This is a genomic window from Asanoa sp. NPDC050611 (genome assembly GCF_040654855.1).
Lineage (GTDB): Bacteria > Actinomycetota > Actinomycetes > Mycobacteriales > Micromonosporaceae > Asanoa.
Genome location: NZ_JBFAIU010000204.1, coordinates 1 through 13,535, shown reverse-complemented (window position 1 = coordinate 13,535; position 13,535 = coordinate 1). Strand labels below are relative to the sequence as shown.

11 protein-coding genes and 3 pseudogenes are annotated in these 13,535 nt (G+C 72.9%); 11 read left to right on the top strand and 3 right to left on the bottom strand.

All coding sequences use genetic code 11. The features are described from left to right. The 3 genes and pseudogenes from AB0H87_RS26940 to AB0H87_RS26930 all read left to right on the top strand — a co-directional run. A pseudogene (locus AB0H87_RS26940) lies at positions 1-99 on the top strand (ABC transporter ATP-binding protein); the annotation flags it as partial. Next, positions 84-707 (top strand): annotated as a pseudogene (locus AB0H87_RS26935) (LysR family substrate-binding domain-containing protein); the annotation flags it as partial. The pseudogenes AB0H87_RS26940 and AB0H87_RS26935, both read left to right, overlap by 16 nt. A gap of 83 nt (positions 708-790) precedes the next feature. Beyond that, positions 791-2,275 (top strand): S1 family peptidase, encoded by a 1,485-nt coding sequence (locus AB0H87_RS26930; RefSeq protein WP_360151244.1) that lies wholly within the window; start codon positions 791-793, stop codon positions 2,273-2,275. Positions 2,276-2,314: 39 nt separating this feature from the next. Here the strand turns inward: AB0H87_RS26930 and AB0H87_RS26925 are convergent, their stop codons facing one another. Beyond that, entirely contained in the window at positions 2,315-3,697 is a 1,383-nt protein-coding gene (locus AB0H87_RS26925; protein WP_360151241.1) for an alpha/beta hydrolase, read from the bottom strand. A 109-nt stretch (positions 3,698-3,806) separates the two neighbouring features. Here AB0H87_RS26925 and AB0H87_RS26920 point away from each other — a divergent pair, with 109 nt between their 5' ends. From AB0H87_RS26920 to AB0H87_RS26890, 7 genes are all read left to right on the top strand, one after another. Then, a complete protein-coding gene (locus AB0H87_RS26920) occupies positions 3,807-4,937 on the top strand; it encodes a histidine kinase (protein ID WP_360151238.1) in 1,131 nt (376 codons plus the stop codon). Further along, entirely contained in the window at positions 4,934-5,593 is a 660-nt protein-coding gene (locus AB0H87_RS26915; RefSeq protein WP_360151235.1) for a response regulator transcription factor, read from the top strand. Before AB0H87_RS26920 ends, AB0H87_RS26915 begins: the two co-directional genes overlap by 4 nt. A gap of 87 nt (positions 5,594-5,680) precedes the next feature. Then, positions 5,681-7,144, top strand: coding sequence for a CehA/McbA family metallohydrolase (locus AB0H87_RS26910; RefSeq protein WP_360151232.1), 1,464 nt, complete (start codon positions 5,681-5,683; stop codon positions 7,142-7,144). A 26-nt stretch (positions 7,145-7,170) separates the two neighbouring features. Continuing rightward, on the top strand, positions 7,171-8,763 hold the full coding sequence (locus tag AB0H87_RS26905; protein WP_360151229.1) for an alkaline phosphatase D family protein: 1,593 nt from the start codon (positions 7,171-7,173) through the stop codon (positions 8,761-8,763). 64 nt (positions 8,764-8,827) lie between these two features. Beyond that, positions 8,828-9,043: a hypothetical protein gene (locus tag AB0H87_RS26900; RefSeq protein ID WP_360151226.1), complete on the top strand. Its 216-nt coding sequence runs from the start codon at positions 8,828-8,830 to the stop codon at positions 9,041-9,043. A gap of 13 nt (positions 9,044-9,056) precedes the next feature. Next, positions 9,057-9,437: a hypothetical protein gene (locus AB0H87_RS26895; protein ID WP_360151223.1), complete on the top strand. Its 381-nt coding sequence runs from the start codon at positions 9,057-9,059 to the stop codon at positions 9,435-9,437. A gap of 86 nt (positions 9,438-9,523) precedes the next feature. Beyond that, positions 9,524-10,033 carry a hypothetical protein gene (locus tag AB0H87_RS26890; protein ID WP_360151220.1) on the top strand — a complete coding sequence of 170 codons (510 nt, stop codon included), beginning with the start codon at positions 9,524-9,526 and terminating at the stop codon, positions 10,031-10,033. On the opposite strand, the gene AB0H87_RS26885 is transcribed toward AB0H87_RS26890, so the two are convergent. Continuing rightward, positions 10,026-11,978: a hypothetical protein gene (locus AB0H87_RS26885; RefSeq protein WP_360151217.1), complete on the bottom strand. Its 1,953-nt coding sequence runs from the start codon at positions 11,976-11,978 to the stop codon at positions 10,026-10,028. The two genes, AB0H87_RS26890 and AB0H87_RS26885, sit on opposite strands and share 8 nt — an antisense overlap. Positions 11,979-12,170: 192 nt before the next feature. Here AB0H87_RS26885 and AB0H87_RS26880 point away from each other — a divergent pair, with 192 nt between their 5' ends. Further along, a complete protein-coding gene (locus AB0H87_RS26880; protein WP_360151214.1) occupies positions 12,171-13,319 on the top strand; it encodes a sialidase family protein in 1,149 nt (382 codons plus the stop codon). On the opposite strand, the pseudogene AB0H87_RS26875 reads toward AB0H87_RS26880, so the two are convergent. Further along, a pseudogene (locus tag AB0H87_RS26875) lies at positions 13,316-13,535 on the bottom strand (patatin-like phospholipase family protein); the annotation flags it as partial. The gene AB0H87_RS26880 and the pseudogene AB0H87_RS26875 overlap by 4 nt on opposite strands.

The window sequence follows — 13,535 nt, the reverse complement described above, 5'->3', positions numbered from 1 at the left end:
CTGGTCGAGATGACGCAGTTCAAGGACCGCCGGATCGGCACCTACTCCAAGGGCATGCGGCAGCGCACGCGGGTCGCCGCGGCGCTGGTATCACCACCTACGCGAGCTGGTCCGTCGACGAGCTCGCGCGGATGGTGCTCGCGGGCCGGCTCGACTACTCGCTGTGCGGCGTGTGCGGCGACGCGGTGCCGAGCGCCGACCTGGGGCTGGCCTGGCGGGTGCTGGCGGTCGACCCGGTCTGGGTGCTGCTGCCCGAGAGTCACCCGCAGGCCGCCAAGGCCGAGATCGACCTGGCCGACCTGGGCCCGGAGCGCTGGGTGGCCGCGCCCGGCGACGGCTGCTTCGCCGACTGCTTCGCCGCCGCCTGCGCCCGCTCCGGCTTCACGCCGCGCAAGGTCTACGAGACCGACCTCAAGGGCAGCATCGACCTGGTCGAGGCCGGCGAGGCGATCGCGCTCTGCCAGGCCACGTTCCGCCCGGTGCCGGGCCTCGTCGCGCGGCCGATCAAGGGCGCGCCGCTGCGCTGGCGGCTGCTGCTGGGCTGGCACGCGGAGGCACAGGCGGCCGGCTTCGCCGACCTGATGGTGAAGCACGCCGCGGCGGCCTACTCCGACATCCTCGACCGCAACCCCGCCTACAGCTCGTGGCTGGCCACCCATCCGAGCTTCGGCGCACAGGTCACCACGGAGTTCGAGCCGGTCGTATGAGCCAGGTGGTATATACCACCTTCGATGATTCGCGTTTACGTTGACGGTGCTTTTCCTTCTCCTCACCCCCGAAGGAGCGCACCGTGAACCGATTCCTCGCCGGCCTCGCCGCAGCGACCCTGCTGGCGGCCGGCATCACCGTCGCCGTGGCCGCACCGGCCGCCGCGAAACCGGCACCGGCACCCGCGCCGGCGCCCGCCGAGGCCGCCTCACCGGAGATGCTCGCCGCGCTGCAGCGTGACCTCGGCCTGACCGCCGACCAGGCCAAGGTCCGGATCGCCAAGGACGACGCGGCCAGCCGCACTGAGCTGCGCCTGCGCAAGACCCTCGGCGCCGCGTTCGGCGGTGCGTACCTCACGCGCGACGGCTCGTTCGTCGTCAACGTGACGTCGGCCGCCCGCGTCGCCGACGTGACCGCGGCCGGCGCGACCGCCAAGGTGGTCGCCCGCAGCGCGGCCACGCTCGACGCCGTCAAGGCCCGGCTGGACGCCGCCGCCACCACCGCTCCGGCGGCCACCGTGCCCGGCTGGTACGTCGACGTCACCACGAACCGCGTCGTCGTGCTCGCCAAGGGCGGCCAGGCCGCCGCGCGGCGCTTCGTCCGGGCCAGCGGTGCCGACGCGTCCGCGGTGTCCATCGTGGCCAGTGCGGAGACACCGCGCCTGCTGTACGACGTCCGCGGCGGCGACGCCTACTACATGGGCGGCGGGCGCTGTTCCGTCGGCCTGTCGGTCAACGGCGGCTTCGTCACCGCCGGCCACTGCGGCACCCGCGGCACCGCGACCCAGGGCTACAACCAGGTCAGCCAGGGCACGTTCCAGGGCTCGTCGTTCCCCGGCAACGACTACGCGTGGGTGTCGGTCAACAGCAACTGGACGCCGCAGCCGTGGGTCAACAACTACAGCGGCGGCAACGTGACGGTCGCCGGGTCCACCGAGGCCGCGGTCGGCGCGTCGATCTGCCGCTCGGGCTCCACCACCGGCTGGCACTGCGGCACGATCGCCGCGAAGAACCAGACGGTCAACTACTCGCAGGGCTCGGTCAGCGGCCTGACGCGCACCAACGTGTGCGCGGAGCCCGGCGACTCGGGCGGCGGCTGGATGAGCGGCCAGCAGGGGCAGGGCGTCACCTCCGGTGGCTCCGGCAACTGCAGCAGCGGCGGCACGACCTACTACCAGCCGGTCAACGAGATCCTTTCGGCGTACGGCCTGACGCTGCGCACCTCGGGCGGCGGCGGTGACCCCGACCCGCCGACGGGTTGCTCGGGCTACGAGTTCACGGCCGGCGGCTCGCTGTCCTCCGGCGGCAGCGCCTACCAGCCGAACGGCAGCTACTACTACTCGTCGGTGTCCGGCACCCACCGCGCGTGCCTCGACGGCCCGAACGGCACGGACTTCGACCTGTACCTGCAGAAGTACAGCGGCTCGACGTGGGTCAACGTGGCCCAGGGCACCTCGGCCAACCCGGACGAGACGGTGTCCTACAACGGGACCGCCGGCTACTACCGCTACCGCGTGCACGCGTACAGCGGCTCCGGCAGCTACTCGCTCGGCTACTCCAACCCGTAGCACGCAGGCTGGAACGCCCCGCCCGACCGGCGGGGCGTTCTATGTCGTGCCGGCCAGGATCGCCAGCATAGCGTCGACGAAGCCGGCCGGCTGCTCGAACATCGCGCGGTGGCCCGCGGCGTCGAGGACGAACAGGCGCTTGGCCGGGGCGGCGAGCTGGGCGTACCATTGGGCGAAGGGCTCGGAGATCCCGCGCGTCTCGTCGGCGCCCTGCACGAAGTACGCCGGGACCGCGAGGCGCGGGACATCGCGGCGGAGGTCGACCCGCTGCATGTCCGGGTACTGCGCGTGCCAGGTGTCCAGCAGGGCGTTGACCGTGTGCAGCTGGTCCAGCAACGGGTACTCCTCGACCATGATGTCGTCGACCGACGCCGGGTCGCCCTGCGCGTACACCGCGGCGGTGTTGGCGACGATCGGTTCGTAGGAATAGAAGTCCTGGTACGGCGGCGGGCCGAGGTCGACGAGCCGGCGCTCCAGCTCGTCGTTCCGCGTCGCGCGGGCCCACGACAGGATGTCGGCGTAGAAGATGCCGTCCGTCTCGGGGAGGTCGACCGCCTGGCCCGTGCCCACGTACGCCTTGTAGAGCTCCGGGTGGCGGGCGGCGGCCAGCGCGCCCAGCAGCGAGCCGCCCGAGTGGGCCAGCAGGTAGATGCGGTCCTGCCCGAAGCGGGTACGCAGAAAGTTCGTGACCGTGATCGTGTCGGCCACACCGGTGTCGAGGCTGATCGGCGGGCCGGAGTCGAGCGCCGGGTAGCCGCGCCGGTCCAGGGTCGCCACGACGAAGTGGTCCTCCAGGGCGCCGAGGTGGCGGCGCGTCGCGCCCATCTCCATCGCGCCCGGTGCGCCCGGCACGAAGAGCAGCACCGGCTTGGCCGCGTCGCGTCCCCGGACCAGCAGCCGCAGGTCGTAGCCGCCGGCGTCGACGGTGACGAGCTCCGCGACGCCGCCCGCGATGGGCGGGGTGCGGGCCGGCACGGCGACGCCGAACGCGACCAGCCCGACCGCGGCCGCGAGCGTGGCGACGCCGGCTCGGCGCAGGTAGCGCGGGATCCGCCGGCCGGCGCGGCGGTCGCGGGTGAGCGCGGCGCCGTACGCCGCTCCGACGATCATCGGCAGCACGGCGAGGATCCCGTGCAGTCCGCGCCCGGTGACGAGGGCGATCAGGCCGAACGTGGACAGCTGCGGGACGTCGACCGAGGGTCCGCCGACGGGGATGCGGGTCAGTTCGAGTGCGACGACGAAGGCGGCCGGTGCGAACAGCATCGCCCAGCGCGACCGGCTCACCCGGCCGGCCGCGACGCCCACCGCGGCGCTCAGCGCGACCGACCACAGTGCCTCGTTCGCCGTCAGCGGGCCACGCGGAGTCCAGAGGCCGGCGCCGATCCCCCATGCCACCGGCGCCAGCACGATCAGGTTTCGCATGGCAAGCAGCGTGCGGCCGGCCCGGTCGGCGGCACATCCGGCGGAGGTCGGTGCGGGACCGCGACTTTGGTAGGGGTTGCCTGTCGTACCGACGCCGTACGCTCTGCGCATGTCCGGTCTGCTCTTCGCGTTGCTCGTGCCCGAGCCGCCGGGCGGCGCCGGATCGCGCACCCGGGACCGGCTCGCCGACGGTCTCGCGATCGGGGTGGCGCTGGCTTACGGCGGCCTGATGCTGTTCATCGGCGACGCGACCCGGGCCGGCGCGTTCCTGCCGTGGCCCGCCGACGTCGCGGTCGGTCTGCTGTGCTGCCTCGGCCTGCTGGCCCGGCGGCGCTGGCCGGTGGCGGTCGCCGCCGTGCTGCCGGTGACCGCGGTGTCGGTGCTGGCGACGGGCGCGGCGATGGTCGCGCTGTTCACGGTCGCGGTCCGCCACCGGGCGCGGGTGGCGTTGCTGCTCGGCGCCGGCTACGTCGCGGCCGGCCCGGTCTACTTCCTCCTCCACGACGACCCCGAGTTCCCCGTGTGGATGGACGTCGTGGCGCGGGCCGGGCCGGCGCTGGCGGCGATCGGCTGGGGCCTGTTCGTGGGCGCCCACCGGCGGCTCACCGGTTCGCGGGTCGACCAGGCCCGGCTGACCGAGCGCGCTCGCATCGCCCGCGAGATGCACGACGTGCTCGCCCACCGGATGTCGCTGGTCAGCCTGCACGCCGGCGCGCTGGAGGTGCGCACCGACGCGCGGCCCGAGGAGATCTCGGTCGCCGCGGCCGCGATCCGCGGGAGCGTGCACGACGCCCTGCAGGAGCTGCGCACGGTCATCGGGGTCCTCCGAGAGGGCACGGCGGGCCGGCCGGAGCCGCCGCAGCCGGGGCTGGCCGACCTGCCTGAGCTGGTCGACGGAGCCCGGGCGACCGGGATGGCCGTCACCTACACGTGCCGGCTGCCGGAGCCCGGGCCGTCGGTGGTCCTGGGCCGCACGGCCTACCGCGTGGTCCAGGAGGGGCTCACCAACGCCCGCAAGCATTCCCCGGGCGCGGCGGTCGACGTGCTGCTCGACGGCACGGCCGGCGGCGACCTGCGCATCCGGATCACCAACCCCGTCGCGCCGGGCCCGCTCGCGGCCCCGGGCACCGGCCTCGGCCTCGTCGGCATCGGTGAACGGGTGGCGCTGGTCGGTGGCCGCGTCGAGCACGGCCCCGACGACGGGTTCCGCCTCGAGGCGTGGCTGCCGTGGCCGGCGTGACGCGCCCGATCCGTCTCGCGGTCGTCGACGACGACCCGCTGGTCCGCACCGGCCTGCGGATCCTGCTGGGCGGCTCTCCCGACATCGAGCTGGTCGCCGAGGCCAAGGACGGCACCGAGGTCGACCGGCTGGCCGACGCGCACTGGCCCGACGTCGTGCTGATGGACATCCGGATGCCCAAAGTGGACGGGCTGGTGGCCACGCGGCGGTTGCGCGCACGACGGTCGCCGCCGCACGTGATCGTGCTGACCACGTTCAACGCCGACGAGCACGTGCTCGACGCCCTGCGCGCCGGCGCGAGCGGCTTCCTGCTTAAGGACACACCGCCGCTGGACATCATCGCGGCCGTGCGTACCGTCGCCGCCGGCTCGGCCACCCTCTCCCCCGCCGTGATCCGTCAGCTCATCGACCACGTCGCCGACCCGGCGGCAGGCCCGCGCCGGCAGCAGGCCCGCGGGAGGCTCGCGAGGTTGACCGACCGCGAGCGCGAGGTCGCCGTGGCCCTGGGTCGCGGGTGGTCCAACGCCGAGATCGCGGCCGGGCTGTCGATGTCGGTGCCGACGGTGAAGGGCCACGTCTCCCGGCTGCTCACCAAGCTCGACCTCAACAACCGCGTCCAGGTCGCTCTCCTCGTCCACGACGCCGAGCTGCTGTAACGCCCGATGTCATCGGTTGTCCGGGTGCCGGTCGGCTCCCGGCAACCCACCGGGCGTTGGCTCATGGTCCACCCTGGAGGGATTCGCATGACAACGGTCAACCGACGTCAGCTTCTGCTCACCGCGGCCTCCGCCGGCGCGGCGTCCGTGGTGCTCGACCCCGTCAGCTTCGCGTCCGCCACCGGCCCCGGCCCGCGGACCCGGACGCTGTCCGGGACCATCGAGTACGGCGCGCCGGACTGGGTCTACGTGCCGCTCGACATCCCCGCCGGGGTCAACCGGATCAGCGTCACCTACAGCTACGAGCGGCCGACGCCGCCGCCGGGCTACGAGGGCAACGCCCTCGACATCGGCGTCTTCGACGACGACGGCTTCCGCGGCTGGTCGGGCGGCTTCCGGGACAGCTTCACCATCAGCGCGTCGGACGCGACGCCCGGCTACCTGCCCGGCCGCGTCAAGCGGGGCCGCTGGCATCTGATCCTCGGCCCGTACCGCGTCGTGCCGCAGGGCCTGCGCTGGACCGCCACCGTCACGCTCGAGTTCGGCCCGGACGGTCCCGCCTTCAAGCCGAACCCCGCGCCGCACAAGGCCGCCGGCCGTGGCCGGGACTGGTACCGCGGCGACATGCACCTGCACACCGTGCACTCCGACGGGCGGCGCGAGCCCGCCGAGGTCGCCGCCGGTGCCCGGGGCGCGAAGCTCGACTTCATCGTCTCGACCGAGCACAACACGTCCAGCGCCTCCGGCGTCTGGGGTGCGCACGCCGGCCCGGACCTGCTGATCATCGACGGCGAGGAGATCACCACCCGCAACGGCCACTACACCGCGCTCGGGCTGCCGGCCGGCGCCTGGATCGACTGGCGCTACCGGGCGGCGGACGGCACCATCGACCGGTTCGTGCGGGACATCCACAAGGCGGGGGCGCTCGCGGTCGCCGCGCACCCGCTCGCGCCGTGCGTCGGCTGCGGGTGGAAGTTCGGCTTCGCGGGGCTCGACGCCGTCGAGGTGTGGAACGGGCCGTGGACGCTCGACGACGAGGCGGTGCTGGCCAACTGGGACAACCTCCTCGTCGAGGGCAAGCGCTGGATCCCGGCGGTCGGCAACAGCGACGCGCACAGCGAGCCGCAGGTGATCGGGCTGCCGCAGACCGTCGTGCACGCCGACGGGCTCGACCGGACGTCGATCCTGGCGGGCGTCCGCGCCGGGCGCGCCTGGATCGCCGAGTCGGCCGCGGTCGACCTGAGCTTCACCGCCAGCACGGTCAAGGGGCGCACCGCGGGGATCGGCGAGCGGCTGGACGTCGACGACGACACCGCGGTCACGGTCACGCTCACCGTCCGCGGCGCGCCCGGCTGCGGCGCCCGCATCGTCACCGACCAGGGCCAGCGCGTGCTCGCGCCGCTGCCGGCCACCGGTGAGGGCGTCGTGTCCTGGACGACGACGCCGCGCAACTCGCGCTACGTCCGCGCCGAGGTCCGGCGCCCGCAGCCGACACCGACCACCGCCGACACGATGGTCGCCCTGACGAACCCGATCTTCCTCGGCGCCTGACCCGAACCGAAACCTGGAGGACCACCTTGTCCGAGATCACCGTCAGCCGCCGGCAGGTGCTGGCGACGGCGGCCGTCGCCGCCGGCGCCATCGTCGCCGCGGAGGCGCCCGCCGCCGCGCACGGTCGCCACGACACCGCCGAGCCGTTCCCGCTCGGCGTGGCCAGCGGCGACCCCACCGCGTTCAGCGTCATCCTCTGGACCCGGCTCGCCCGCGACCTCTACGACCCCGCTGGCCTGTCCCGCCGCTCGGTCGAGGTGAGCTGGGAGGTCGCCACCGACGAGCGGTTCCGGCGGGTGGTGCGCCGTGGGAGGACCCACGCCCGGCCCGAGTTCGCGCACTCCGTGCACGTTGACGCCGTCGGGCTCGAGCCCGGCCGGGAATACTTCTACCGCTTCAAGGCCCTCGGCGAGCTGAGCCCGGTCGGGCGCACCCGGACCGCGCCCGCCGCCTGGGACAACCCGCGCGCGCTGCGGTTCGCGATCGCCAACTGCCAGGACTTCCAGAACGGCTACTGGCCGGCGTACGACGCCCTGGCCGACGAGGACCTCGACCTGGTCGTGCACCTCGGCGACTACATCTACGAGTACGACCCGGACAGCCGCTTCCCGGACCGCCGGCACGTGGCACCGCAGACCGTCGGTCTCGACCAGCTGAGCACGCTGTCCGACTACCGCAACCGGCACGCGCAGTACAAGACCGACCCGGCCCTGCGCGCCGCCCACGCGGCGTTCCCGTGGGTGGTCACCTGGGACGACCACGAGACGGAGAACAACTACGCTGCGCTGGTCGACGAGGCGGACACCGGCGAGCGCCACCAGACGCCGGCCCAGTTCGCCCGGCAGCGCGCGGCCGCCTACCAGGCGTACTACGAGCACATGCCGATCCGCGCGAACCTCAGGCCCGGCAGCCCGGACCTGCGGATCTTCCGCCGCTTCGACCACGGCCGCCTGCTGCGCCTCAACGTGCTCGACACCCGGCAGTACCGCAGCGACCAGCCCGGCGCCGCGGACTTCGGCCCGATCGAGGCCGGCCTCGGCAACACGACCGGCACGCTGACCGGCCGCGACCAGGAGCGCTGGCTCGCCGCCCAGCTCATCGGCTCGCCGGCCCGCTGGAACGTCGTCGCCCAGCAGGTGATGATGAGCCGCACGCTGTTCCCGAACCCGGCGCTCGTACCCCCGACGATGGCGAACCTCGACCAGTGGGACGGTTACGCACCGCAGCGGGCGCGACTGCTCGGCATGCTCGCCGACCACCGCGTGGCCAACCCGGTCGTGCTGGCCGGCGACATCCACTCGACCTGGTTCAGCGAGCTGCACGAGAACTTCGACCGCCCGGAGATCGCGCCGGTCGCCGTGGAGTTCGTCTCGACGTCGATCAGCTCCGACTTCCCCGCCGCCTTCGACGCACCGGTCAAGGCCGCGAACCCGCCGTTCAACCCGCACGTCAAGTACTTCGACGGGCTCAAGCGCGGCTACCTGCGGTGCGCGGTGGACCGCGACACCTGGCGCACGGACGTCCGGACGGTCGACTCGATCGAGACCCGGACGTCGCCGATCCGCACGCAGGCCTCGTACGCCGTCGCCGCCGGCACGAACCGGATCGTGCCGGCCTGACCGGTCCCTCCGCTCCCGCCGCGTCTGTGCACGGCGGGAGCACGGGCGGGGTAGGTTGCGGGTCATGACCGATCGTGAGAACGCGCGCCGCGCCGCCGCCGCGCACACCGAGGCGTCCCGCGAGCTGGAGGCGTTCCTGCGCCGGGTGCCCGAGGTTCCGGAACCACAGCACATCGCCGAGTTCACCACGCTGCTCGCCCGCGAGGAGGAGATCCGCGCGGAACGGCAGGACGCGCTGGACGCGTTCGGGCTCAGCGCACCGAGCATCGACGAGCCCTGAGGCCCGGCGTCCGGTGACCGCACCGCTCGTGGTGGTCGACGTCGCCAACGTGATCGGATCGCGCCCGGACGGCTGGTGGCGGGACCGGGCGGCCGCGGCCACCCGCCTGCGCGACGAACTGGCCGCCACGATGGCCGCGGGCGGGCCGATCGGCGACCTCACACCGCCGCTCGACCTGGTGCTGGTCGTCGAGGGCCGGGCCGGCGGCGTCGGGCCGGTTCCGGGTGTCGAGGTGCTCTCCGCTGCCCGCTCCGGTGACGACGCGATCGTCGAGGTGGTCCGGGACCGCGGCGCGGACCGGCCGGTGCTGGTCGTCACCGCCGACCGCGAGCTGCGCGGCCGCGTCGCCGCGCTCGGCGCCACCGCACACGGCCCGCGCTGGCTGCGCCGCTGACCGTCCTGTGCGCGGCTGGTGAAGGTTCCTGGCCGGTGCGGTGTGCGCGGCCAGACATCCCGTTAGGGCTGCATACGCTCACGGTCGTGGATCATGTGAGAACCGCTCGCTTCTGGCTGGTTCTGTTCGTCGCGGGCCTGGTGCTGAGCGGGCTGACCGCGTTCCCGCTGGAGACCGAGGTGCGCCTCGCCGTCCGGCTGCTCGACGGCGGGGTCGCCCCCGACGGCCTGGTGCACTGGCTCGGCCGGGTGCACGAGGGCCTGGGGGAGACGAACGACCGCTACCCCTTCATCGCGTACGGCACGGACTGGCTGGCATTCGCCCACCTGGTCATCGCGGTCGCCTTCTGGGGCCCGCTGCGCGACCCGGTGCGCAACGTCTGGGTCGTCCAGTTCGGCGTCATCGCCTGCGCCGGCGTGGTGCCGCTCGCCCTGGTCGCGGGCGCGGTCCGCGGCATCCCGTTCGGCTGGCGGCTGATCGACATCTCGTTCGGCGTCGTCGGGGTGGTCCCGTTGCTGCTCGCCCTGCGCGCCATCGGCCGGGTGGGAGTGGAGCCCGCCGGGAACGCGGACTCCACTCCCGCTCAGGTCACTTGACCCAGTACGCGTACAGGTCGGTGTTGGTTAGTGAGAAGCGCAGCTTGATCGGCTTGCCGGCGAGGTCCGCCAGGGTCCTGCCGCTCGTCCACCGCGCCTCGGCGTCGTAGCGGTCGCCCTTTACCGGCACGGCCTCGGCCGCCGTGTAGCCCGGGATCGGCGTGCCCGACTCGTCCAGCACCTCGACCGTCAGCGCGCCCTTCGCGTGCACATCAGCGTTGACGTGCAGCCGCTTGCCGTCGGTGACCAGCGTCTTCGTCGTCAGCGTGCCCGGGTCGCCGACGCCCGGCAACGAGGCGTTGGTCATCGAGACGAAGCCGTCGCGGCGCCAGGTCGCCATGCCGACCCCGCTGGCGTACTTCGGCGAGCCCGGCGTCGTCGGCTGCCCGCCGTGGCCGGCGTTGAACGCGCCGTAGTACATCGTGATGCTCCGGTCGTCGACCAGCACGTTGGACGCCGTGTAGAGCGCGCCGTCGTCCCAGGCGCCGGGCCGGCCCGGCTCGATCACCGGGTCGCGCACCGGGCGGCTCCAGCCGACCAGGTCGCGCGACGCGGCCACCTGCGGCAGCACGGGGCCGTCACCGGCGGACGACTGCGAGCCGTGCGTGAAGTTCGTGATGAGCAGGACCCAGGGAATGCCGATGTACGTGCTCTCGTACGGCAGCACCGGCATGCCGTAGATCTGGCCCTCCAAGCCGTTGAGCGCCTGGGCCGCGCCGTCGTCCGCGTAGTCGCCGCTGACGCCCAGTACCGGCGTGCTCCAGGTCAGGAAGTCCTTGCTCGTCGAGACGAACGCCGACCGGTCGTAGACGCCTGGCGTACGCGAGGTGAACATGCGCTTCTTGACGGTCGCGATGTACTCCTGCCGTTTCGCGTCCCAGGTCACATTGGACACGTCGCCGTCGAGGAGCACGGGCTTGTCGCCGGCCGAGGTCCAGTGGTAGCCGTCCGGCGAGAAGAACGCGTAGTAGCCGAGGGTCTCGTTGACCACGCCGGTCTTGAACTGCATGAGCGCGTAACGGCGGTCGGCCGGCGCCGTGGGGTTGTAGGCGATCGTGCCGCCGCCCGCGATGATGAGGTTGGTCTGCGAAGCCGGAATGTCCTTGTAGCCAACCGTTCCGCGGCCCAGCGGCTTGGTCCAGTGCACGCCGTCCCTGCTCTCCGCGTAGCACAGGTAGTAGCCGGGTGCGACGTCGTTGTTGCAGTCGTACCACATGCGCCAGACCTGGTCGACCTTGAAGACCGAGCCGTAGATGTAGGCGCTCGACTCCCAGGGGTACGTCGGCCGGATGAGCGGCTCGGGCCGCTTCCGCGCCGGGTGCACCACGCGGCCGACGTCCTGGCTGGACTCGATGCGGTAGTCGTCGAGGAACAGCTCGCGGTCGGTGCCGATCGTCGGGTCGTACGCGGCGGGCGGCGTCTCGGTCAGGCTGATCTGGTCCCAGTACGACCAGCCGGCCTGGGCGCCCGTGATGCGGATGGTGGCCTGGGCCGTGCCCGCGGGCGCCGTCGCGGTCACGGTCGCCGTCTGCCAGTCGGCGCTGAACGCGGTGTCGGCCGTCCGCGTGGCCAGGTCGGTGCGGTTGAAGTCGGCGAAGGTCAGGGACAGCACGGCGGGTGTGCCGGTGCGGCCCTTGACCCGGGCGGTCAGCGTGTACGTGTAGCCGGGCGCGGCCACCATCCGGTCGCTGCTGACGGTGACGGGGTCGCCGGCGGGTGCGTTGACCTCGAGCGACCCGGGCCCGGCGGTCCGGTAGGCGGACAGGTTGACCACGTTGGCCGCGGCCTCGTTGCCCTCGACGGTCCAGCTCGTCGGGTGGCCGGCCCGGTCGCCGACGTCGAAGCCGCCGTTGGCGACGAGGTTGCCGTCCTGCGGCACCCCTGTGTCGGCCGGCGTCTGTCCACTCGCCGCCGTCGGCACGATCAGGGCGAGCAGACCGGTCAAGCCGACAAGGACACGTCTGGTGGCGGCCGGGCGCCGCCCTCCTTGAGCCATGCGAAACCTCCTGTGCGGGCACTGTGCGAAGATCGACAGTCCACCTGGAACAGCGTTCCATGTCAACCAATAGATTCATTGACATGGAATGGCGTTCCAGATAGCTTCGGCCGCGTCGTACGCCTGATTGGAGTGGTTTCTGTGCGTCGTCTCCTCCGTCGCGTATCCGTAGCGCTGCTCGCACCGGTCACGGTGCTCGCCGCCGTCGGCTCACCCGCCGCCGCGGCCGCCGAGTCGCCCGGCACGCCGACCGACCCCGTCATCGTGGCTCCCGCGGAAAGCGGCAAGCGCGCGTTCTTCGGCGACATGATCAAGCTCAAGGACGGGCGCCTCCTGGTCGCGTACCGGGAGTCCGTCGCGCACATCAACCAGGACGGCCGCATCATGGTCGTGCAGAGCCAGGATCAGGGCCACACCTGGAGCACGCCGCGGGTGGCGATCGACACGCCGATCGACGACCGCGACCCGAAGCTCATGCAGATGCGCGACGGCACGGTCCTGATGAACTTCTTCCGCACCGACTGGACCGGCTACCCGGGCCGGCCGGTGACGCTCGTCGGCACGTTCGTGACGCGGTCGACCGACACGGGGGCCTCGTGGAGCGAGCCGGTCGAGGTCGGCACCGCGATGGAGGGACCGTCCGATGTGGTCGTCGGCGCCTACTGGGCCGGCCATGCCGCCACGCACGGGCCGATCCTCGAGCTGCCCGACGGCGACCTGCTGGTCCCGCTCTACGGCAGGCTGCCCGAGGGCGGCACGGGCCCGGCGACCGTGGTCCGCTCGACGGACGGCGGGCGCACCTGGCCGGCGGCCAACGAGTCGGTGATCGGCAGGGCCGCGACGTTCGACTTCCAGGAGCCGAACCTGAGCCTGCTCAAGAACGGCGCGATCCTGTCGGTCATCCGCACGTCGATCAACATCGCGTACGTGTCCTGGTCGTACGACCGCGGCCGCACCTGGACGACGCCCGTCACCACCGGCCTGCCCGCCTCGTCACACCACCAGCTGGTGCTGCACAACGGCGACGTGCTGTTCACCTACGGCGACCTGTCGGGCACGTTCGGGCCGGGCCGGCCGACCGTGGGCCGGATCCTGAAGCACCCGGAGCACGGGGTCGAGGCGGCGAAGGACATCCTGATCTACGACGCCGCCATCCACGGGCCGGCGACGACCGACCAGGCGAACCCGTCGAGCGTGGAGCTGCGCCCGAACCGCTACTTCACCATCACGTCTGACCCGCACCTGGCCGCGATCGTCGGCGTCTACACCTCGGTGCGCGACTACCGCTAGGAACGCCAGGTCTTGGCGAGCTCGCCGGCGATCGAGCGGCCCTGTGCGGTGGCCGCCTCGATCGCCGGCTCCCAGCGGCTCGGGTCGAGCACGTTGGGGCCGAGCGCCTCGAGGACCGCCTCGTCGGGGGCGACCAGGGCGACCTCGGAGCCCAGCCGCAGGGCGTCGAGCTCTGCCGCCGGCGCGCCGCGCATCCGGATCGGCGCCAGGGGCGCC

Excerpts from the sequence above, each read along its gene's own strand:
- AB0H87_RS26920 (WP_360151238.1), top strand. The coding sequence starts at position 3,807 with ATGTCCGGTCTGCTCTTCGCGTTGCTCGTGCCCGAGCCGCCGGGCGGC.
- AB0H87_RS26900 (WP_360151226.1), top strand. The coding sequence starts at position 8,828 with ATGACCGATCGTGAGAACGCGCGCCGCGCCGCCGCCGCGCACACCGAG.
- AB0H87_RS26925 (WP_360151241.1), bottom strand. The coding sequence starts at position 3,697 with ATGCGAAACCTGATCGTGCTGGCGCCGGTGGCATGGGGGATCGGCGCC.
- AB0H87_RS26910 (WP_360151232.1), top strand. The coding sequence starts at position 5,681 with ATGACAACGGTCAACCGACGTCAGCTTCTGCTCACCGCGGCCTCCGCC.